17 protein-coding genes are annotated in these 21118 nt (G+C 59.3%); 5 read left to right on the top strand and 12 right to left on the bottom strand.

Features of this window, described 5'->3' with window-relative positions; genetic code table 11:
* Positions 1-6 precede the first annotated feature (6 nt).
* The 11 genes from MSL71_RS23485 to MSL71_RS23435 form a co-directional block, all read right to left on the bottom strand.
* Positions 7-843: an LpxI family protein gene (locus MSL71_RS23485; protein WP_180145925.1), complete on the bottom strand. Its 837-nt coding sequence runs from the start codon at positions 841-843 to the stop codon at positions 7-9.
* 62 nt (positions 844-905) lie between these two features.
* Positions 906-1682 carry an acyl-ACP--UDP-N-acetylglucosamine O-acyltransferase gene (gene lpxA, locus MSL71_RS23480; protein WP_180145922.1) on the bottom strand — a complete coding sequence of 259 codons (777 nt, stop codon included), beginning with the start codon at positions 1680-1682 and terminating at the stop codon, positions 906-908.
* Between the two features lie 166 nt (positions 1683-1848).
* On the bottom strand, positions 1849-2874 hold the full coding sequence (gene lpxD / locus MSL71_RS23475; RefSeq protein WP_180145919.1) for a UDP-3-O-(3-hydroxymyristoyl)glucosamine N-acyltransferase: 1026 nt from the start codon (positions 2872-2874) through the stop codon (positions 1849-1851).
* A gap of 1 nt (position 2875) precedes the next feature.
* Positions 2876-3376, bottom strand: a complete 501-nt coding sequence (locus MSL71_RS23470) for an OmpH/Skp family outer membrane protein (protein ID WP_180145916.1) — start codon at positions 3374-3376, stop codon at positions 2876-2878.
* Positions 3377-3436: 60 nt separating this feature from the next.
* On the bottom strand, positions 3437-6100 hold the full coding sequence (gene bamA, locus MSL71_RS23465; RefSeq protein WP_180145913.1) for an outer membrane protein assembly factor BamA: 2664 nt from the start codon (positions 6098-6100) through the stop codon (positions 3437-3439).
* 16 nt (positions 6101-6116) lie between these two features.
* Positions 6117-6812, bottom strand: coding sequence for an ABC transporter ATP-binding protein (locus MSL71_RS23460; RefSeq protein ID WP_180145910.1), 696 nt, complete (start codon positions 6810-6812; stop codon positions 6117-6119).
* Entirely contained in the window at positions 6805-8064 is a 1260-nt protein-coding gene (locus tag MSL71_RS23455; protein ID WP_246317892.1) for a lipoprotein-releasing ABC transporter permease subunit, read from the bottom strand. Before MSL71_RS23455 ends, MSL71_RS23460 begins: the two co-directional genes overlap by 8 nt.
* 69 nt (positions 8065-8133) lie before the next feature.
* Positions 8134-9624, bottom strand: coding sequence for a lysine--tRNA ligase (gene lysS / locus MSL71_RS23450; RefSeq protein ID WP_180145907.1), 1491 nt, complete (start codon positions 9622-9624; stop codon positions 8134-8136).
* A 311-nt stretch (positions 9625-9935) separates the two neighbouring features.
* Positions 9936-11228 (bottom strand): two-component system sensor histidine kinase NtrB, encoded by a 1293-nt coding sequence (locus MSL71_RS23445; RefSeq protein ID WP_180145904.1) that lies wholly within the window; start codon positions 11226-11228, stop codon positions 9936-9938.
* A 71-nt stretch (positions 11229-11299) separates the two neighbouring features.
* Complete coding sequence (locus tag MSL71_RS23440) at positions 11300-12508, bottom strand: type II secretion system F family protein (RefSeq protein ID WP_180145901.1); 1209 nt, start codon at positions 12506-12508, stop codon at positions 11300-11302.
* 232 nt (positions 12509-12740) lie between these two features.
* On the bottom strand, positions 12741-13679 hold the full coding sequence (locus MSL71_RS23435; RefSeq protein WP_180145898.1) for a radical SAM protein: 939 nt from the start codon (positions 13677-13679) through the stop codon (positions 12741-12743).
* Between the two features lie 356 nt (positions 13680-14035).
* Here MSL71_RS23435 and MSL71_RS23430 point away from each other — a divergent pair, with 356 nt between their 5' ends.
* The 5 genes from MSL71_RS23430 (at position 14036) to MSL71_RS23410 (ending at position 20036) form a co-directional block, all read left to right on the top strand.
* A complete protein-coding gene (locus MSL71_RS23430; protein WP_180145895.1) occupies positions 14036-16705 on the top strand; it encodes a CBS domain-containing protein in 2670 nt (889 codons plus the stop codon).
* Between the two features lie 203 nt (positions 16706-16908).
* The gene (gene trpS, locus MSL71_RS23425; protein ID WP_218951123.1) at positions 16909-17916 is read left to right on the top strand and encodes a tryptophan--tRNA ligase; all 1008 of its coding nucleotides are present in this window, start codon (positions 16909-16911) and stop codon (positions 17914-17916) included.
* Between the two features lie 25 nt (positions 17917-17941).
* Positions 17942-18715 carry a segregation and condensation protein A gene (locus MSL71_RS23420; protein WP_180145889.1) on the top strand — a complete coding sequence of 258 codons (774 nt, stop codon included), beginning with the start codon at positions 17942-17944 and terminating at the stop codon, positions 18713-18715.
* A complete protein-coding gene (gene scpB, locus MSL71_RS23415; RefSeq protein WP_180145886.1) occupies positions 18696-19253 on the top strand; it encodes an SMC-Scp complex subunit ScpB in 558 nt (185 codons plus the stop codon). The genes MSL71_RS23420 and scpB overlap by 20 nt, the downstream gene beginning before the upstream one ends.
* Before the next feature lie 321 nt (positions 19254-19574).
* Positions 19575-20036 carry an RrF2 family transcriptional regulator gene (locus MSL71_RS23410; protein WP_180145881.1) on the top strand — a complete coding sequence of 154 codons (462 nt, stop codon included), beginning with the start codon at positions 19575-19577 and terminating at the stop codon, positions 20034-20036.
* A gap of 139 nt (positions 20037-20175) precedes the next feature.
* Here the strand turns inward: MSL71_RS23410 and MSL71_RS23405 are convergent, their stop codons facing one another.
* Positions 20176-21078, bottom strand: coding sequence for a DUF1571 domain-containing protein (locus MSL71_RS23405; RefSeq protein ID WP_180145878.1), 903 nt, complete (start codon positions 21076-21078; stop codon positions 20176-20178).
* Positions 21079-21118: the final 40 nt, after the last annotated feature.

Below are 21118 nucleotides of genomic sequence, written 5' to 3'. Positions count from 1 at the left end.
GGCGCCTTACTTCCCACCAAGGACGGGACAGGACGCCGGAGAACCGTCCACCACCACAATGGCCATGTTGTTTTCGTCGGCATAGGCCACCATGGCGTCGCGGTCGAATACCACGGCATGGCCCGCTTCCAGCACCAGCCCGGTGACCCCGGCCTCCTTCATGGTCTGAAGGGTATTCAGACCCACGGCCGGAACGTCGAACCGCATGTCCTGGGTGGGCTTGCTCACCTTGACCAGGACCGCGTCGCCCGTTCCCAGACTGCCTCCCCGGCGAATGGTGGCGTCGGTGCCGTCAATGGCCTCCACGGCCAACACCGACCCGCCGCCCATGACAATGCACTGCCCCACATCGAGGCGGCCGATCTCCTTGGCGATATGCCAGCCCGTGCACATGTCCTTGGCCTGGGCATCGGTGGGGCGCTTCCGGGTCCAGAGACCGGCATCGGCCAGGATCTCCGGCACCAGAAAGGTGGACGAACGCACGGCCAGCCCCTCTTTTTCCAGGAGCAGGGCAAAGGCGCTCAGCAGGGTGTCGTCGTGGGTATGGCGCATGCGGGCAAGAAAGGCCAGGGCCTTGGTGTCCGGTCGGATATCCCGAAAGACGTTAGTCTTGGTGACGCCGCCCACAAGAACCACTTCCGCCACCCCATGGGCCCTGAAAAAGCGGATCAGTTTTTTTACCTGGCCGATGTGGATCCACTCGGTCTCTTCGCAGAGCCCTTCCACGTCGGCCAGTGCTTCGTTTTTAATCGCTGCGGCGTAAACCCGGTAGCCCTTCTCTTTTGCTGCACGCGAAAACAGCAGGGGAAACTGGCCGTTGCCCGCAATGATCCCCACCTTCATGGCGTGATTCCTTTCCGGTGCCCGGTCAGCCGTGCCGGTGCCGTGTCTGCCGGGTATCATCGTTAGCGGGTGATCCCTCGGCTGGAGTTCTGAATAAAATCGACGAAAGCCACGACCTCGGGAATCTGGTTCACCTCGGCCCGAACCCGCTCGATGCCCTCGTTAAGGGTCAGCCCGATGCGGAACAGGAGACGGTAGGTACGCTTCAGTTCGGTGATGGTGGCCTCGGAAAAGTCGCTTCGGCGCATGCCCACCTTGTTGAGCCCGTGGAGGGTGGCGCGATCACCGGCGGAAATCACATACGGGGGGATGTCTTTCACCACCACGGACTTGCCGCCGATGTAGGCGTAATCCCCAACGCGGACAAACTGGTGGATGGCGGTGAACCCGCCGATGTTGGAAAAATCCCCGAGCTCGCAGTGGCCTGCCAGGGTGGAGTTGTTGGCAAGGATGACCCGGCGCCCGGTTTTGCAGTCATGGGCCACGTGGCAATAGGCCATGAGAAAGTTCTCGGCCCCCACCTCGGTGATGCCGCCGCCCACGCCGGTGCCCCGGTTGATGGTCACAAATTCGCGGATCACGGTGCCCCGCCCCACCTTGAGGTGGGTTACCTCGCCTTTGAACTTCAGGTCCTGGGGAGCCGCTCCCACGGAGGCGTATTGGAAAATCCGGCAGTCCGGGCCGATGCTGGTGTGCTCGTCGATGACCACATGGGAGGCGATCTCGGTTCCGGCTCCAATGGAGGTGTTGCCCCTGACGATGGTGTAGGGGCCGATGACGACATCGTCGTCAATCTCTGCCGTTGGGTCAATGATGGCTGTCGGGTGTATGTTTGTCATGGCACGTCCTTATATATTCTGCACACCAAATCGGTGCAAATGCTCTCAAAGTTCTTTTGATCGGTTCTGATATCACGGCACGATGCACCGAAGATCCCCTACAGTGTATACCTTACGAGGGAACCTCGCAACGGGAAGCAACCGGGCGGTCCCTTTCCCTGCGCCTTTACTCGCCGGATTCAAGGCGGGAGACCCGCTTTTCGAGGCGGGAAACCGTGCGCTTGAGCTCGGGCAATTTGGGCATGAGGCTGATAAGCCTCAGCCACAGCTTGTGGGGCATGGCAGGTGTCCCGGAGACCACCTCCCCCTCACCCAGGGACTTGACCACCCCGGCGTCGGGACCGACGATGGTGTTGTCGCCGATATGAATATGGCCGGAGATCCCCGCCTTGCCGGCCAGGATCACATGGTTGCCCACCGTGGTGCTGCCGGCAATGCCCACCTGGGCCACCAGAAGGGTGTCTTCCCCCACCTCCACATTGTGGGCCACATGGACCAGGTTGTCGGTTTTCACCCCGCGTTTGATCCAGGTCCGCCCGGAGGTGGCCCGGTCAATGGCGTTCAGGGCACCGATCTCCACGTCGTCGTCGATCTGAACAATGCCGGTGTGGGGAATTTTCCGGTAGCTTGTCCCTTCCGGGGCAAAGCCGTACCCGTCGCTGCCGATGACACTTCCGGAGTGGACCATCACCCGATTTCCCAGGATGCAGTCGTGGCCGATGGTGACGTTTGATTTCAGGGTAACGCCGTCGCCGAGGCGGGCGCCCTCTTCCACGACCACCCCGGGAAAAATGCGGCAACCCGCGCCCAGGGTGACGTTGTCGCAGATCACCGCGCCGGGACCGATCTCAACAGGCCCCCCGAAGGTGACCTGTTCTCCGATACACGCCCGGGGGCTCACCTTGTGGGTCACGTCCCCTTTGGGGGCAAAGAACTCCATAACCTTGATAAAGGCCACCCTGGGGTTGTCCACCACAATGAGTGCCTTGTCGCTGTCGTCCCGGGCTTCGGGCACGAGCACCGTGCCGGCGCCTGTCTCCGAGAGCCGTTTCAGGTAGCTTGCATCCCCTGCAAAGACAACCTGGTCTTCCTTTGCGTCTTCAAAAGGCGCCGGAGCCGTGACAACCCGGGAGCCGTCACCAATGACGGTTCCTCCCAGCATGTCGGCGATTTCTTGAACGGTCCGCTTCATCTTACCTCTTTTCGTATGCCTTATCGTACAGGCCGATGAGCCTGCTTGTCATATCCATGGACTCGGGGGCGTAGAGCACTTCTTTTTTTTCGACAATCAGCAGGTAGCCCCCTTTTCGACCGAGCCGGTCGATAATCCCGGCCAGATCCGATCGGATCTTCTCCGTCTGCCTGCGGTTGATATCTTCAAAAAGGCGGCTGTACTTCCTGTCCGCCGCCTTGAACTCGCCTAAGAGCGTCTCCAGCTCCTTTCGCTTTTCGCCCACCTCGCGGGTGGTGGCGGAAAGCTCAAGGTTCTCCAGTTCACCCTGCAGGACCCCGATGCGCTTTTTCAGGCGCCCGAGTTCTGCCGTGCGTTCTGCCTGTTTGGTTCGAAAGGCTTCTGCAGCCTCACGCCCCGCTTTGGACTCCTTGAGCACGCGCTGGAAATCCACCACGCCGATTTTTGCCACGTCCGCGGCCTGAACGCTTCCCCCCAGCAGAGCAAGGAAAGCCAATGCCATCAGGCACCTGGTAATGCATCGCATAATAACCCCCGTTTGATTCCGCAGTATGCTTTGGCTTTAGAACGCCGTGCCCATGGTGAACTCCCAGCGTCCCGATCCTTCGTCGGGTTCGGGATCCACAATGTAGCCCCTTTCAAAGCGAATGGGACCGATGGGCGAATACCAGCGAAAGCCAAAGCCGTAGGTGTGACGAAGGTCCGAGAGATCGATGTTTCCGTTCTCCTCGTACACGTTACCCGCATCGGTGAAGATCAGGGCCACCAGACCGTCCACCCCGAACAGGGGGGCGATGAGCTCGGCGTTGAACTGCACGTACTTTTCACCACCGATGGTCTTGCCTTCATCGTCCTCCAGGTGCACATCCTCAAAGTCGAAGCCGCGCAGGGAGTTGATGCCCCCTAAGTAAAACTTCTTGTAGTCCGGAAGAAACCCGCCGCTGTTTTCATGGACAAGGCCCCCTTCGCCGTGGAGCATGCCGATAAGCTTCCAGGCAACGGGAAAGAACCAGCTGGACTCGGCCGTGTACTTGGAGTAGCTGATGTCGCCCCCCAGGGGCCCACCGGTGTGCTCCACCCTGAGGGTGTGGTTGAAGCCCCGGGTGGTCTGGGCGTTGTACCGCCGGTCCCTGGAGTCGTAGTTGAGACTGAAGGCGGCGCTGCTCAGGGTATTCTCGCCCTCCATCTCCTTGATCTGATCCGATGCCGTGGCGTCGATGTCGTCGATGGTGTTTTTCTCAAAGGTGTAGGAGACAAAGGCGCGGGTGTAGTCGAAAACAGGGTAACCCAGGGTCAGCCCGCCGCCGACACTCTCTTTGTCATAGGAGGTGTACTCGTCGTCCCACTTTTTCAATTCATACTTGGAGTAGAGGGGAATGTCAAAAAGCCAGGGCTCCACAAAGCTCAAGGTAAACTTGTTGCCGGTTCCGCCGAACTGGGCCTTCAGGTCCAGGGACTGATCCCTGCCGAAGAGGTTTCGCTTGGAGATGGAGGTGGTACCGAAGAGCTTGTCCTCGCTGCTGTAGCCCATGCCGAAGGTAAAGGTCCCGGTGGGCTTCTCCTTGACGTCGATGGAGAGGTTGACCTTGTCCGGGTCCGTGGTGTCCAGAGTGTTGACCTTGATGTCCCCGAAGTACTCCAGGCGGTAGAGGTTCCGCACACTCTCCTTGAGCCTTGCCCCCCGGTAGAGCTCCTGCTCGTAGACCTTGAGCTGGCGGCGGATCACCTTGTCCCGGGTCACGGTGTTGCCGGTGATGATGATCTTATCGAAGTAAACCAGGCTCCCTTTGGTGACCCGGTAGGTCACATCAGCCACCTTCTCTTTGCGGTTGCGCCGGATGTCGGGAACCACAGAGGCCCGGGCATACCCCTCATCACTGTAGGTGTCGGTGAGGGCCACCACGTCGTTCTGGACCTTCTCGCGGTTGAGGAACTCATCCTGCTCCACGGTCAGCCTCTCGAAAAGCGCCTCCTTGGTATCCAGGATATCTCCTGAAACATCCACCTTGCCCAGGGAGTACCTGATGCCCTCTTCGATCTTGATGGTGACAAAGATCCATTTGCCCTTGTACTCCACCACGGGGTCTGCGATGCGGCAGTCGATGAAACCGTTTTTCTGGTATTCGGCGTTGATCACCGCCATGTCGACGTTCAGGTCCGCCATCTCCAGGGTCCCGGAGGAGGTCAGCCAGGAGAAGAACCCCTTCTTTTTGGTCTTGATCATCTTCCGGATCTTCTTGTCCGAGAAAAAATCGTTGCCCTCAACGGAGATCTTTTTGATCCAGATCTTTTCCCCTTCCTCCAGGGTAAACTCAAGATCCGCCTGGTTGTTCTCCACGTCGATGAGCCGGTAGCTCACCTTGGTCTTATAGTAATGCTTTTCGTTGTAAAGACTCTCGATCTGCTTGATGGAGGTGTTCAAGGCGCCGGTGTTGAAGATGGCCCCCTTGGAGAGGGTGATGTTCTCCTTGATCTTCTCGTCGTCGAAGACATGGTTCCCCGTCACCAGAACGTTTCGGATGGTGGGTTTCTCCTTCACGCGGAAGACCACCGTGGCCGTGGCATCGTCATGGTGCTCGGCCACCACCTTGATGTCCTCGAAGTACCCCATGCGGTAGATGGCTTTCATGTCCCGGGTGAGGGCGTCCTTTTTCAGACGGTCCCCGGCCTTGACACGGACCACGCGAAGCACCGCGTCGGACTCGATACGGCGGTTCCCCTCCACCTTGACATCGGCCACGGTCTCAAAGCTGAAGATACGGGAGCCGATCTTTACGGCCAGGTCCCCCACCGTGGAGATGAGGGTCTCCACGCCCCTGCCCTCGCTGGAAAGGGGGGTGGTGGTTGAACGGCGCACGTCAAACAGCTTGGCGTCCAGCTTGAAGGTATCCCCTGTCTGGGTCATGGTTCCCCAGACCACATGATCGATGTTCTCGGATGTCGCCAGGGTGGAAAGGCGAGCGGTGTTCACGGCCCCGTCTTCTCCCACGGCACCCATCAGGGGCCCGGCGTCCACCATCTCGCCCCCATCTCGCTGGAGCTGGCCGGAAAGGGTTGCAGGGATCTGATCGGAAAGGTACGAAAGATCTGTTTCAGAAACCACGCGAAACGGAAGAACGGCGATTCGTTTCGCCGCCTCTTCAGCCCGAACGGGATCGGCTCCGGCCATCACCACGATCATGATCATCAAAAAAGAGAAAAGTGATCTGGTCAGTCGAGTCATCATGCTGTTTTCCTTGTAATCAATTCCGTTCAACGAGCTGCCCCCCTTCCAGGGTTACCTGGCGGTCCATGTAACCGGCCAATTCCATGTTGTGGGTCACCACCACCACGGTCATCCCGGTTTCACGGTTCAAATCGTCGAGCAACTCATGGATCTGGCTGCTGTTCTTACCGTCCAGATTACCGGTCGGTTCGTCAGCCAGAAGAATCGCGGGCCGTCCCACCACCGCTCGTGCAATGGCCACGCGTTGTTGTTCCCCTCCGGACAATTCCCCAGCCCGATGGTGAAGCCGCCTGGAAAGCCCCACCCTGTCGAGGATCGCTTCGGCGTCCTTAACGGGTGCTTCTCCCTTTTCCCCTCTGATGAGCCGGGGCAACATCACATTTTCCAATGCTGTAAACTCCGGCAACAGGTGATGAAACTGAAACACAAAACCGATGGTCCTGTTGCGAAAATCCGCAAGGTGCTTGTCGTCCGCTGCAAACACATCAACGCCGTCGCACACAAGCCGTCCGGCGTCTGGCCGGTCCAGGGCACCCACAATATGCAGCAGGGTTGATTTGCCGATACCGGACGCTCCGGTGACGGCAATGCGCTCACCGCCCACCATGGAAAAGTCCACGTCCCTGAGCACGTCCAGGTCCACGCCTCCGGCGCTGTAGGACTTGGAAATGCCCTCCAGGATCAGGCTGGCGCCTCTTTTGGAATCATCCATAACGTATCGCCTCCACCGTGTTCTGCCTGGAAGCCTGCCAGGCAGGGTACAGGGTGGCCAGAAAACAGATGCCAAAGGCCGACGCAGAGATGGCCAGGACGTCCATGGCCTCCAGCCGCACCGGCAGGGTTGAAAAGATGTAGACCTTGGGCAGGTCGATGAACTTAAAATGCTTCAGGACAAAGCAGAGCGCCACCCCTAAGGCCACCCCGATGGAGGTGCCCACCATGCCGATGAGGGTGCCCTGGTAGACAAATATTCGCATGATACTGCCGTCCGTGGCGCCCATGGCCTTTAAAATGGCAATGTCCCGCGTCTTCTCCATCACCATCATGATAAGGCTGCTGGCAATGTTGAAGGCAGCCACCAGGACGATGAGAATCAGGATCACGAACATGGCCGCCTTTTCAAGCTTAAGGGCTGAAAAAAGGCTAGCGTTCATCTGCATCCAGTCCCGGGCCCAGTACACGGGCCCCAGCTGCCCGAGGATCCCTTCGCGAACCTCGTGGGCTTCATAGGGGGCATCGATCCAGACATCCATGCCTGTCACCTTGTCCCCAAGGCGAAAAACGGATTTGGCGTCCTCAATGTGAATATAGGCAAAGGCGCTGTCGTATTCGTACATGCCGGAATCAAAGAGACCGGCCACCCGAAACCGCCGCATGGAGGGCACATGCCCCATGGGGGAGATCATCCCCTTGGGAGAGATCAGGTAGATCATGTCCCCTTCCCCCACGCCGAGGTTCAGGGCCAACTCCTTGCCGAGCACCACCCCCGGAGCAGGGGGCCTCCCCCGGGAGGGGGCTTTGCGGGCGAGCTTATCTTTCAGGCGATCCGGGTCAAACCCTTCGACCTGGGTCACACCGGCAGCAGGATCCACCCCGCGGACCACGGCACCGGACACCCCGTAACCGGAGCGCAGCATCACCTGGCCGTAGACAAAGGGGGCGGCCACCGTCACCCCGTCCACCCCCTGGATCACATCCAGCAGGTTTGCCGGGTCGGCAATGCCGCCGCCACGTTTCATCACGGTAATATGGGACTGAAATCCCAGGATACGGGCCTTGAAATCCTTCTCCGCCCCGGTCATCACGGCAATCACCACCACGAGGGCCATCACCCCCACGGCAACACCGGCGACCGACAGCAAGGAAATCAGGGAAATAAAGGCTTGCCTGCGCTTGGCTTTCAGATAGCGCAAGGCAATGAGGAGTTCATACGATATGGAAAGGGGCGATCCGATTCGGCTCATTCAACCATCGTTTCACAGGAGGTATTAAAAAAACCGTCGGCAGGGCTCTGCCCCGCCGACGGCGTCTTATCATGACTTTTCAATCCGCTTCATCAAGGGGAACAAAATCACCTCGCGAATGGACGGGGAGTCGGTCAGCAGCATGGCAAGCCGGTCGATGCCGATGCCCTCGCCGGCCGTGGGGGGCATCCCGTACTCCAGGGCTTCGATGTAATCGCTGTCCATGTTGTGGGCTTCTTCGTTGCCCGCTTCCTTGTCCGCCACCTGCTGGAGGAAACGGTCGCGCTGGTCTTCCGGATCGTTAAGCTCGGAAAAGCCGTTGGCGATCTCACGGCCTGCAATGAACAGCTCAAAGCGATCGGTAAGCTCAGGGTGGACGTCGCTGCGCCGTGACAGGGGAGACACCTCCACGGGGTAGCCGGTGATGAAGGTAGGCTGGATCAGGTTGGGTTCCACCAGCTCATCGAAGAGCTTGGTAATCACCTTGCCCATGCGGTCCGCCTTGGTGATGTGGATGCCCTTGGACTCGGCAAAGGCCAGGAGGCCCTGATGGTCGTCCAGGATCTCTTTGTCCACCCCGCCGATCTCCACCAGGGAGTCCAGGAGGGGAATACGTCGCCATGCCTTGCTGAAGTCGATGGTGTTGCCCTGGTACTCGATGACCGGTGACCCGGTGGTCTTCTCGGTCACATAGGCAAACATCTCCTCGGTGAGGTCCATGAGGTCTTCGTAGTTGGCGTAGGCCTGGTAGAATTCGATCATGGTAAACTCAGGGTTGTGCCGGGTGGACACCCCTTCGTTCCGGAAGTTGCGGTTGATCTCAAACACACGCTCGAACCCGCCCACAACCAGTCGCTTCAGGTAGAGCTCGGGGGCGATGCGAAGGTAAAGGTCCATATCCAGGGCGCGGTGATGGGTCACAAAGGGAGTGGCCTCCGCACCGCCGGCAATGGGCTGCATCATGGGGGTCTCCACCTCGAGGTAGTCCCGCTCGAGGAGGAACTCGCGCACGGCCTGGACCATGCGGCTGCGCCTGCGGAAGATCTCCTTGACGTCCTGGTTCATGATCAGGTCGACATAGCGCTGGCGGTAACGTTTCTCCGGGTCTTTGAGACCGTGGAATTTCTCGGGCAGGGGGCGCACGGACTTGCACACAAGGGAGAGGCAGGTGGGCTGAAGGGTCCACTCACCGGTGCGGGTTTTAAAAAGGGTGCCGGTCAGACCGAGGAAGTCGCCGATATCCATTTTTTTAAACAGATCGTAGGCCTCATCCCCCACCTTGTCTTTGGCCACAAAGGCCTGCATCAGGCCGCTGCGGTCACGGAACCGGACAAAAGAAGATTTGCCCATGCGGTTGATGGCCATGATGCGGCCAGCCACGGTAAAGACGGCTCCCTCTTCTCCGGTGTTCTCCGGCTCGGCTTCGATGAAGGCCTTGATATCGGCCACAGTATGGGTTACCCGCAGGTCATTGGGGTAAAGGTTGATGCCCCGCCCTTTCAGCTCTTCATTCTTCGCTCGTCTCTGCTCAACGACGTCCTGTGCGCTTTCTTTGCTCATTCTTTTGCTGCTCACTTTATTGATGGCCCCGTAAAAAAACAGCCCTGCCCCGGCACATCCAATGCCGGGGTTGCCCCTTCCATGTATGGAGAGGGAGAACCATTCGCAGCATATTTTTTTACGGTCGCATCATCATTAGATTATGTTCAGAAGCCGAGGCTTCGGATATTTCCTGGTTCGAAACCGCTTTGGTCCCCAGGTGCCCCCGGCCGCACGGGCCGCACCTCCGCCCTCGAATCAGACGGTTTTCAAGACAGCTTTGCCCCGATTCGACCAAAGGTCCCTAACCTAACCAATTTCATTTGCCGCTGTCAACAGCGGTCCCGAAGTTCCCGGGGCGATGGGCCTCCGGGGTCACAGGGAAGCGAAAGCAGAAACTCCGCCCCGTCCCCGGGACAGCTCACAACCTGAATCCCGCCGCCGCTCTCTTCCAGGAGCCTGTGAACGATGGAAAGCCCCAGACCCGTGCCCTCTTTTTTGGTGGTAAAAAAGGGGTCAAAAATGTGCTTTACGATGTCCGGGTCAATGCCCACCCCGTCATCTTTCACGGAGAGCGCCACTGCGTTCCGGTTCTGCCTGTAGCCGGACACAATGACGGTTCCTCCGTCTGGGACGGCCTCAGCAGCATTGATCAACAGGTTGAGCATCACCTGGCGCAGATGCCCCAGGTCCATGCGGACTGTCAGGCCCTCCACCACCAGAACCTCCACCCCCACATGGTGCCCGTACCGTGCGTCCTGCTCCAGCAGGGCCACGGTCTCTTCCACCACTGACGCCACCAGAATGGGCACCGGACTGCCGGAGCCGGGCCGTGCAAAAAGGAGAAACTCCGTCACCAGCCCCGAAAGCCGAGCGGTTTCCCGCACGGCAATCCCCATGAGTTTTTCATGGTGGGGCTCCCATCCTTTCTCTCCTTTGAGCATCTGGATGGAGCCGGAGAGGGAGGCCAGGGGGTTTTTGATCTCATGGGCCAGACCGGCTGCCATTTCTCCGATGATGGCCATCTTCTCCACCCGCTTGACCTGCTCTTCCATTACCGCCAGGTCCGCCCGGGCCCGGGTCTCCTGTTCGGCAATGTACCCGCTCACCAGACAGGTGACGAGGCATGCGAGAAACAGCACCGAGGTCCGGTAAAAGACAACCTGCCCGGTAAAATCCTGTGCAAAGGGAGAGGACTCAAAGCCCGGAGGCGCCAACATGCCGTAGTGCTGAAAATTCACCAGCACCCCAAAGGCTATACAGGAGACGCCTGCGGTAAAATACCCGCCCATGCGGCCCAGGATGATGGTGCCGCAGATAATGACAATGGGATAGAGAAAGAGAAAGGGGCTGTAGAGAAGCCCTGTAAGGTAGGCTATGGCGGAGACGACGAGGACGTCCCCGAAGATCTGGATCCCGCCGAAGGCCTCTTCATGCCGGAACCATCGGAAGGTCGCCAGGTAAAGAAGGTTTACAAGAAACACGAAGCCCGCCACCACATACAGGGAGGTGAGGGGCTCCACAAAAAACGAAAGGCGCTCTCCTGCGCGATAGACAAGGATGGCGCCAAGGGTCAGCATGGCAAACAGAGCCCGTCCGAGCATCAGCCACCGGAGTTTCCGCACAAACTCCGTATCTCCTGCACGCGCACCCTGTCCCCGGCGATCCGGTGGAGTTCCCACGGCGCCCGTGGCCATCAGCCCACAACGCTTGCCATTTTGAAGATGGGAAGGTACATGGCCACGACCAGCCCCCCGATCACTACTCCCAAAAAGACCAGCATAAAGGGCTCAATGAGAGACGTCAGGTTCTCCACGGCCTGGTCCACTTCGTCGTCGTAGAAATCCGCGATCTTCTCCAGCATGGTGTCCAGGGCCCCGGTGGACTCTCCCACGGCGATCATGGAGCAGACCATGGAGGGAAAGATCCCGCTCTCGACAAGGGGATCGGCCATGGTGCGCCCTTCGGAGATTCCGGCACGCACCTCGTAGATGGACTCTTCGATGACCACGTTGCCCGAGGTCTTGGCCACGATATCCAGGGCATCCAGAATGGCCACGCCTGAGTTGAGCATGGTCCCCATGGTGCGGGTGAACTTGGAGACAGCCACCTTTCGAATCAGAATCCCGAAGACAGGAATTTTCAGAAAAGTCCGGTCAAGGACCTTCCGCCCCTTCACCGTCTTGCCAAACTGCTTATAAGCGATGACCGCAAGCACGATACCGGTCAGAATGTACAGGATTTTTCCACGGACGAACTCGCTCATGTTGATGACCACCTGGGTGGGCAGGGGCAGGGCCGCGCCAAAATCTGAAAACATCGTCGTAAAAGAGGGAATGACAAACACCAGGATCACGGCCACAACCAAAACGGCGATGACCATGGTGACAATGGGATACGTCATGGCGCCCTTCACCTGGCGCTTAAGCTTCATCATCTTTTCCATGTAGTTGGACAGACGGCGCAAAATGATATCAAGGATACCCCCTGCCTCTCCGGCCGCCACCATGTTCACGAACAGGTCGTCAAAGAGCTTCGGGTGCTTCTTCAAGGCCGCGGCAAAGGTCTGCCCCCCCTCCACATCCCCTTTGATCTCCTTAATCACCTTTTTAAAGGTGGGATTTTCCTGTTGATTCAGCAGAATCTCAAGGCACTGGATAATGGGAAGACCTGCGTCGATCATGGTGGAAAACTGCCGTGCAAAAACAATGATATCGTTTTCCTTCACAGAGGGCTGCAGGAAGGTGACGTTCTCCAGGATATCTTTGGGTTTCTGCTTGATCTTGCCCGGCACAATGCGCATGCGCGTGAGGTTCGCTCGGACCGCCTCTTCACTGCGGGCTTCCATTTCCCCTTTACGGGTTTCGTTTTTTCTGTTCTTCCCTTCCCAGAGATAAACAGGCATCGTCAACCTCCTACAAAAACTGGAGAGCGGGTTGGCATCAACATGCCCGGCGCGGGCATGGGTGTGGCATCGAAACGGCCTTGCGGTTGGTTGGATGGGCCTGGGAACACGGCAGGGCCGCCTGCCATGCCCCATCTTTCCTGAGACAGAAATTCAGGAAACGAAAACGCGGTTATGATTTCATTAAATGTTTTTCTCCATTTTATCAATCAATTTTTGGTTTGTCGCCGCTTTACAAGGGCTTGTAAAACATTCCCCGGGCTTGGGTTTCCTGCTGGATCCGCCCTGTGCGCGTCAGTGTTTCCAAGGCCTCGTCCACCTGTTCCTGCGGAACGCCCAGGCTCTCGGCCAGATCTTCGGCCGTGCAGGGACGCCTCTTCACCATCCCCAGAATCCGTGACCCCACATCCGCGTCGCTGTCTCCGCCCGTTGAACGGGGGGTGTACGCCCCGATGACCTCCCCTGAGCCCAGGGCCTCGGTAATGGTTTTCAGCCGCTCCGGGTCCGCCGGTTTCACCCAGGCCTCGGTGCCGGGGCGATCCAGGGTGTTCACCTGCACACGGTCCGGCCCGATGCGTTTCACCACCTCGGCAAGTCGCGCCACCTCGTCGTCGTCGTCGTTGAGGCCGGGCACGATGAAGACCTCGATCCACAGTTCGCCGGAAAACTCCTGCCGGAAAGTGACAAGCCCCTCGGCCATGGCCTCGGGATCCAGGGAGGGATGGGGCCGGTTCAGGGCGCGAAACACCTTTTTGCCCGACGCTTCAAAGGAAGCGATGACCAGATCGGTCCGCGCCGCATCGCGCCTCACATCCTCCCGGTCAAAGAGGGTACCGTTGGTAAGCAGCACCACGCGGACACCGGGACAGCGGGATTTGATGTGATCTGCAATCTCCCCCAGGCTCTCATGGAGTGTCGGCTCCCCTGCCCCGGAAAAGGTCACCGCGTCCGGGGGTTCATGGGTGGCGAGATACCGATCGATTTCCGCCATCACGGCCTCTTTCGGCACCAGGGCGGAGCGCTTGACCGTAAGCTTTGTGGTGGCCCCGCTTTCACAATACACACAGTCCAAAGAGCAGGTCTTTGACGGCACCAAGTCCACGCCCAGGGAAAGGCCCAAGCGACGGGAGGGCACGGGCCCGAAAAGATAGACATACGGTTCTTCTGTCATGAAACGTCCTCACTTCCTGAAAAAATATGAAAAGGCCTCCGACGCCCGGCACCGGCCTTGACCTGACGAAGGCACTTGGTTATATCATGCTCATGCGCGTCGCGACCCGCGAAGCTAAACAAATTTCTCGCGCGATTTCAAGGCCGCCGGTCACGTAACCGGACGCGCCCCCACAGCGTGACCCGTGTTCAAGGCTTTTGCATTCTCGCACACCCGGGAACAAGACGCAAAAACGACGACCAGAACAGGAACCGGTTGCCGCCCGAGCCCAGGCCGTGAACACCTTCCGCAACCCGCATGCCGGGAACCCCGGTTCCACTCTTCCCGGCCACCACAGACGTTTAAAAGGGGAGCCCGTGCACGAAACCAACCCAACCAGCCAGGACGGCCTGACCGTCATCACCACCCACATCAACGCTGATTTTGACGGCATCTCCTCGGTGCTTGCCGCCCACAAACTCTACCCCGGCTCCGTGGTGGTCCTGCCCAATGCCGGAGAGAAAAAAAACCTGAAGAACTTTTTCATCAGCTCCCTGCTCTATCTGTTCAACATGAAACGGAGCACTGACATTGCCGGCAAGCAGGTCAGCCGGGTGGTCCTCGTGGACACCCGGGATCTTTCCCGCTTAGGGGAGGTGGCCGCCATCATCAATGAGCAGGCCCCGGAGATCCACATTTACGATCACCACACCGACCTGCCCGACGCCCTGTCCGGAGCCCTTGAGGTCATCCGCCCCACCGGTGCCACCGCCACCATCCTCACCGGCCTCATCCGGGAGCGCGGCATCGAGCTCTCCAAGGAAGAGGCCACCATCATCTGCCTGGGGATCTACGAGGACACCGGCTCCTTCACCTACGCGTCCACCACCCCGGAAGACTTTGAGGCCGCGGCATGGCTCGTCTCCCTGGGAGCCAATCTGGACATCGTCTCCAGCCTCATCGCAAAGGAGCTGGACCCGGCCCAGGTGGCCCTCATCAACGAAATGCTGAACCGGTCCGAGCGACGGATGATCAACGGGGTGGAGGTCACCCTGGTCACCCTGGCCCTGGAGGAGTACATCCCGGACCTGGCGACCCTTGTGCAGAAAATGATGCGCATGGAGAGCCTGGGGGTCCTTTTCGTCCTGGCCGGCATGGGAAACCGTATCCATGTGGTGGCCCGAAGCTGCCTGCCCGAGGTGGACTGCGGGGCCATCTTATCCGACCTCGGAGGGGGCGGGCACCCCTTTGCCGCCTCGGCCTCCATCCGCAACATGCCCCTGGCCCAGGTGGAGGAGAGACTCGGTGCCCTGCTGGCCGCACGGGTCAAGCCCATCCGCACGGCCCGTCACCTCATGAGCGCCCCGGCCATCACCGCGGCACCGCTGCTTCCCCTGTCCGAGGCGTCACGGCTCCTGACCCGCTACAGCATCAACGCCCTGGTGGTCACCACCTTTGACGACGAGAGCGAGCAGCTATTGGGCTACATCACCCGCCAGGTCATTGAACGGGCCCTCTCCCACAACCTGGGAGCCTGCCCTGTGCAGGACTTTATGTTCTCCTCCGTGGCCACGGCCAGCCCGGACACCGACTTCAACACCCTGGTGGACCGCATCATCGGCGACAAGCAGCGGCTCCTGCCCATTATGGAGAACGACCGTGTGGCAGGGGTGGTGACCCGCACGGACCTGCTGAACCTGTTGGTCTACAGCAAGGAACACGCCCGCCCCGAAGGCAGTGAAGTCAGCGCTCCGCCCCACTACCCGAAACAGAAACCCGTGGTCTCCCTCATGCGGGAGCGCCTTAGCAAAGAGATCCTCGACCTTCTCAAGCAGATCGGGCACGTTGCCCGCGACATGGGTTTCGGGGTCTTTGTGGTGGGCGGATTTGTGCGGGACCTTCTCCTGCGAAGGCAAAACGACGACATCGACATCGTCATCGAAGGGGACGGCATCACCTTTGCCAAGGCCTTTGCCGAGATGATGGGGGCCCGCATCAACACCTACACCAAATTCGGCACCTCGGTGATCATCTTCCCCGACGGGTTCAAGGTGGACGTGGCCACGGCCCGCATGGAGTACTACCCCTCTCCGGCCGCCCTGCCCGAGGTGGAGACCAGCTCCATCAAACTCGACCTGTACCGCAGGGATTTTACCATCAACACCCTGGCCATCCGCCTGGATCCGGACGGATTCGGCACCCTCACCGATTTTTTCAACGGCCAGCGGGACATCAAGGAAAAACGCATCCGGATCCTGCACAACCTGAGTTTTGTGGAGGACCCCACCCGGGTGTTCCGGGCCATCAAGTTCGAGCAGCGCTTCGGGTTCACCATCGGCAAGGTCACCCGGGAGATGATCAAGAACGCCATCCACCTGGACGTGTTCCGGGAACTGGGGGGCCTTCGGGTTTTCAACGAGTTCCGTCAGATCCTGGAAGAGGAGAACCCCATCCCGTCCATCCTGCGGATTTTCGACCTGGGCCTCATGGAGATCATCCACCCGGGCATCACCCGGCACAACGAGCTCATCGACCAGCTGGACGAAGCAAAAAAAGTCCTGGCCTGGCATGACCTCATGTACACGGACGAACCCATCGAACGCTGGATCATCTACTTTTTGACCCTGCTGGCCCCGTGCGACCGGGAGGTCTCCGAAGTGGTAGCAAGGCGCCTCATGCTGCCCCCGAAGTACCGAAAAATCCTCACCGAGGAACGATTCCATGCCAGGGGGGCTTACACCTGGCTCACCCACGGCCTGCCCGCCGCCAACAGCGACCTGCACCGGCAGCTCTCCCCCTTGAGGACCGAGCTGCTCCTGTACGTCATGGCCATATCAAAGGGCGAGGCCATCAAAAAATCCATCTCCCATTACATGAGCCAGCTCCGCCACATTACCCTGTCCATCAGGGGCCGTGACCTCAAGACCCTGGGCCTCAAACCCGGACCTCGCTACGGTGAGATCCTGGCAGACACCCTGGCCGCCAAACTCGACGGTCAACTCAAGGACAGAGACGACGAGCTGGCCTTTGCCGCCGGTTACCTATAGGGGTGACCCGCCCGAGGCAAACCGATTGACGTTTGATCTTTCCCCTTTTTTCCGGCATAGAAGGGGGGCACCCGGTGGGCCAGCCCCGCCTTGAGGATTAAAAAAGAGACACCGTGTGACCCCGCCAAGGGGCCGCCTTATTGACTGCATTGATACCCGGTTTTCCGCACCCCCTGCGGGACACCACCCTAAGGATGAACGCGATGAAAGAGACCGTACTGACAGGGATACAAACCTCCGGAACCCCCCACCTCGGCAACTACGTCGGGGCCATCCGGCCCGCCATCGATGCGAGCCGCAGAACCGATGTCCGCTCCTTCTATTTTCTGGCGGACTACCACTCCATCATCAGCTCCCACGACCCGGAAAGACTCAGGCAGTCCAGCATGGAAGTGGCGGCCACATGGCTTGCCACAGGCCTGGACACCGACAACGCCGTATTCTACCGCCAGTCGGACATCCCCGAGATCCCGGAACTCACCTGGGTCCTCACCTGCATGACGGCCAAGGGCCTCATGAACCGCGCTCACTCCTACAAGGCAAAGGTCCAAGTCAACGAAGAGAACCGCACCGGCGACCCGGACAAGGGGATCACCATGGGGCTCTACAGCTACCCCATCCTCATGGCCGCGGACATTCTCATGTTCAAGGCCCACAAAATTCCCGTAGGAAAAGACCAGATTCAGCACATTGAGATGGCACGGGACATTGCCGCCCGCTTCAACCATCACTACGGCGAACACTTTGTGCTCCCGGAGGCCATGATCGACGACTCCGTGGCCGTCCTCTCCGGCCTCGACGGCCGCAAGATGAGCAAGAGCTACAACAACACCATCCCCCTTTTCCTGCCGGAGAAAAAGCTGCGCAAGCACATCATGAAGATCAAGACCAACTCCCTGGAACCCGGTGAACCCAAGGCGACCGAAGGGTGCACCCTCTTTGAGATCTTCCGGGCCTTTGCCTCCGCAGACGAGGTTGCCGATGTGAAAAAGCGCTATGAAGCCGGCATTGCCTGGGGCGAAATGAAGCAGTTCCTCTTCGAGTACCTGAACGAAACCCTCTCCCCCTTCCGGGACACCTACGACCGGCTCATTGCCAACCCCGGAGACATTGAGGCCGAACTCATCAAGGGCAGGGACAGGGCGCGCGAGTACAGCGTCCCCTTCCTCAAGGAAATCCGGGAAGCCGTGGGATTCACCCCCCTGGGATAACCCCGCACACGGAAACAGGAACGCCATGAACCGACTCTTCGGTACCCGCTACGCCGTCAAGCTCGATGTCTTTGAGGGCCCCATGGACCTTCTGGTCCACCTGGTCATCAAAAACGACATGGATATCCTCGATATCCCCATCGCCATCATCACAGAGCAATACATGGCCTACCTGGAGATGCTGAAGAGCCTGGACATCGAATTTGCCGGGGATTTTCTCCTCATGGCGTCCACCCTCACCCACATCAAGTCACGCATGCTCCTCCCCCCGACAGGGGGCGAGGAGGATGAAGACCCCCGTATGGAGATTGCGCGGCCTCTTCTGGAGTACCTGCGCATGAAAAGGGCTTCCGAGTGGCTGGGGGACCGGGAGATGCTCGGCACCGCCACCTTTGTCCGCCAGGAGCGGGAGCCCGCGCCGGAACCACCTGCAGGGGAAGACCGGCTCGTGGAGGCCGACCTCATGGACCTGGTCAACGCCTACAAAGAACTCATGGCAGGGCGTTACCGGGATCATGCAGTGGACTTCTCCACGGAAAAACTCAGTGTCCGCCAGCGAATCGAAGAGGTGGCAGCAAAGCTGGCACAGAAAGGATCCGTCCTGTTCACCGACCTGTTCCACCCCAAAGAGTCCAAGGCCGAGCTGGTGGTCACCTTCCTTGCCATCCTGGAGATGGCCAAGCAGGGCCGCCTGCGAATCATGCAGCACGTCCAGAGCGGTATCATCCGCGTTTTCGCCCCCATGCCGGAGCCTCCGGCCCATGAGGAGACAGCCCTCCATGCCCCAGCCAACCCTTAAACAGATCGTCGAGGGCCTCCTCTTCTCCGCCCCCCACCCCCTGTCCATGGACAAACTCCGTCGCCTGGTCCCGGAAACGGAAAAAGAGAGGGTGCCGGAAACGGTCCGTGAGCTTGTGGCCGAATACACCGCCCGGGACGGCGGCGTCCACCTTGTCCGGGTGGCAGGCGGCTACCAGTTCCGCACAGCGGCCCACCTGGCCCCCTGGACGGCCAAGCTCCACCAGGCCCCGTCCCTGAAGCTCTCCAGGGCCGCCCTGGAAACCCTGGCCGTCATCGCCTATCGCCAGCCGGTGATCCGAAGCGAGGTGGAGTACCTGAGGGGGGTGGATTCCGGCGGGATTATCCGAAGCCTCCTGGACATGCGACTGATCCGGGTGGCCGGGCGCAAAGAGATCCCCGGGCGCCCGCTGATCTATGCCACCACACGCCACTTTCTGGAGCTCTTCGGCCTCAACAGCGTGGACGACCTGCCCTCCCCGGAAGAGCTCGGTGCCCTGGACACCCCCTCTGCCGATGTGCCGGACCCCGCGCCCTGAACATGGCCCGCCCCTTGACAGCCCTTTTATTACAGAGACTGACATTCATTTTTATTCATCAGTATGGGTACAAATTTCCCCCAGAGGGAACCAGGTTCCAAAGTTTTCATTGACAGAACTTCCCCCGGCAACATAATCTTTTAGTCCCGTCAGACGTCCATTTACCGGGATTGCTTCCGCTCAAGAGACCTCAGGGTCGAGCCAAAAGCGCCCCATGGGGGTCGTGCCCCGGGCCACGACGCGGAGCATACCATACACAGGGAAAAGACATCAGGGACTTAAACGTGGCACAGACTCTCTTGATATTCGGGTAAAAAACATATGAGACTATCCAGCAAAAGCAGATATGCCGTCAGAGTACTTCTTGAACTCGCGCGCCATAAAGAGGGCGATCCCATTCAGGTGGGCGTCATTTCAAGGCTTCAGGACATCCCCGTGAAATTCCTGGAGCAAATCATTCGCGACCTTAAAAAAGACGGGTACATCACCAGCTTTCGAGGGCCCAAGGGCGGATACAAGCTCATGGCAGACCCCAAGGCCATCACCTTCGGTGAAATCGTCCGAAAATTCGAAGGCGAGAGCGATCTCGTGGAGTGTGTCGCAGACCCCGAAGGGTGCAAACTTTCCGACGAATGCAGGGTGCGCACCGTCTGGGCCGATGCAACGCGTAACCTTTACGAATCCCTGGACAGTATCACCATCGCAAGCCTTCTGGAAACGTCCGGCGGCAACCTCAACGATGCCTGTGATGCGTCCCACTTCAAGCGTGAAGAGTTTTACTGATCACGCCGTCGTCCGTTCACGACTCACACGGTCCGTGCCAGACCTCGGATAAAACGGAAAAACCCGGCTTTCGCCGGGTTTTTTTGTCACGGTCCGCTCCATCAATGCGGCTCAAAAAGGGGGGCCATTCAGCCCGCCATCAGAACGAATACCCTTTGTTATCGGGGTCAAAGTCATAGCTGCTCAACCCCACGTTGAGCTGCAGGTCCCTGTAGTGGTACGCCTCGTAAAGTGTGTTGTTCCAGTCGTAATTCTCGATCTTCACGAGAAGCTCCGAAGCCGCGTCATAATAGCTGACGGAACGGCGACAGTAGTAGTCAGGAATCCTCAGGGCCTGCCCTTCCCTCACATCCTGCGGCGTATCCACGCCCTTGTTCACCGAAAGAATCACGAACATATCCTGATCGTATTGGGCCGCAACATCCCAGAGGGTCTCCCCTTTTTTCACCGTGTGAACAGCCCCTTTCACCTCTTCCGGGAAAAAGGCCTCCACGACCACCACCTCACGGCCGTCCAGGATCTGACGGCCCCGGTCCATCACACGCACTTCATTGCGGCTCAAGCCTTTCTCCAAATCGCGGAGAACGACTTCCGTGGTAAAAACGATGCCTGCATGGAATATCGGGTGATGCTGGCCCTCCATGGCCATCTTGCCCGTGGGATCCACGTTCACCGTAACCAGCCCCAAAAAGCCACCCTTGTGGGCCTTTAGGCGGTCTTCGTTTTCCCCTTTGACGTACAGGGCCTCCTGCCCCTTGTTGACCTTTCCGATCCATCGCATATACACCCGCCCCGGCTGGGCGTACTTAAAGAGGATCTCCTCTTCCGGGGCAAGGCTGCCTTCGAACCGCTCCCGCTTCACGAGGACCGCCGTGTAATCGGAAAGGGAGCGACTCGTCTCAAGGGACCGCTTCACCCGGGCGAGGGGGTCGGCCACCATGACCTCCGCACACACCCCGCTGCCGAAAAAGAAAAAAGCCGCAACAAAAACGGCCGTCCCACCCCAGCCTGTAACCCTCCTTCTGCTTCTGCTTCTCTTCATCCCCTTCTCCCTTTGGTTGCCCGCAACATTATGGTGACTT

The organism is Desulfoluna butyratoxydans (assembly GCF_900699765.1).
In the GTDB taxonomy this organism is placed as follows: Bacteria; Desulfobacterota; Desulfobacteria; order Desulfobacterales; family Desulfolunaceae; genus Desulfoluna; species Desulfoluna butyratoxydans.
Note: the sequence above shows the minus strand (reverse complement) of the source record. Positions and strands in the feature narration are given on the sequence as shown.

Excerpts from the sequence above, each read along its gene's own strand:
- MSL71_RS23420 (WP_180145889.1), top strand. The coding sequence starts at position 17,942 with ATGAACCGACTCTTCGGTACCCGCTACGCCGTCAAGCTCGATGTCTTT.
- lpxA (WP_180145922.1), bottom strand. The coding sequence starts at position 1,682 with ATGACAAACATACACCCGACAGCCATCATTGACCCAACGGCAGAGATT.
- MSL71_RS23410 (WP_180145881.1), top strand. The coding sequence starts at position 19,575 with ATGAGACTATCCAGCAAAAGCAGATATGCCGTCAGAGTACTTCTTGAA.
- scpB (WP_180145886.1), top strand. The coding sequence starts at position 18,696 with ATGCCCCAGCCAACCCTTAAACAGATCGTCGAGGGCCTCCTCTTCTCC.
- trpS (WP_218951123.1), top strand. The coding sequence starts at position 16,909 with ATGAAAGAGACCGTACTGACAGGGATACAAACCTCCGGAACCCCCCAC.
- lpxD (WP_180145919.1), bottom strand. The coding sequence starts at position 2,874 with ATGAAGCGGACCGTTCAAGAAATCGCCGACATGCTGGGAGGAACCGTC.
- MSL71_RS23405 (WP_180145878.1), bottom strand. The coding sequence starts at position 21,078 with ATGAAGAGAAGCAGAAGCAGAAGGAGGGTTACAGGCTGGGGTGGGACG.
- MSL71_RS23440 (WP_180145901.1), bottom strand. The coding sequence starts at position 12,508 with ATGCCTGTTTATCTCTGGGAAGGGAAGAACAGAAAAAACGAAACCCGT.
- MSL71_RS23485 (WP_180145925.1), bottom strand. The coding sequence starts at position 843 with ATGAAGGTGGGGATCATTGCGGGCAACGGCCAGTTTCCCCTGCTGTTT.
- MSL71_RS23470 (WP_180145916.1), bottom strand. The coding sequence starts at position 3,376 with ATGGCATTGGCTTTCCTTGCTCTGCTGGGGGGAAGCGTTCAGGCCGCG.
- bamA (WP_180145913.1), bottom strand. The coding sequence starts at position 6,100 with ATGATGACTCGACTGACCAGATCACTTTTCTCTTTTTTGATGATCATG.
- MSL71_RS23460 (WP_180145910.1), bottom strand. The coding sequence starts at position 6,812 with ATGGATGATTCCAAAAGAGGCGCCAGCCTGATCCTGGAGGGCATTTCC.
- lysS (WP_180145907.1), bottom strand. The coding sequence starts at position 9,624 with ATGAGCAAAGAAAGCGCACAGGACGTCGTTGAGCAGAGACGAGCGAAG.
- MSL71_RS23455 (WP_246317892.1), bottom strand. The coding sequence starts at position 8,064 with ATGAGCCGAATCGGATCGCCCCTTTCCATATCGTATGAACTCCTCATT.
- MSL71_RS23435 (WP_180145898.1), bottom strand. The coding sequence starts at position 13,679 with ATGACAGAAGAACCGTATGTCTATCTTTTCGGGCCCGTGCCCTCCCGT.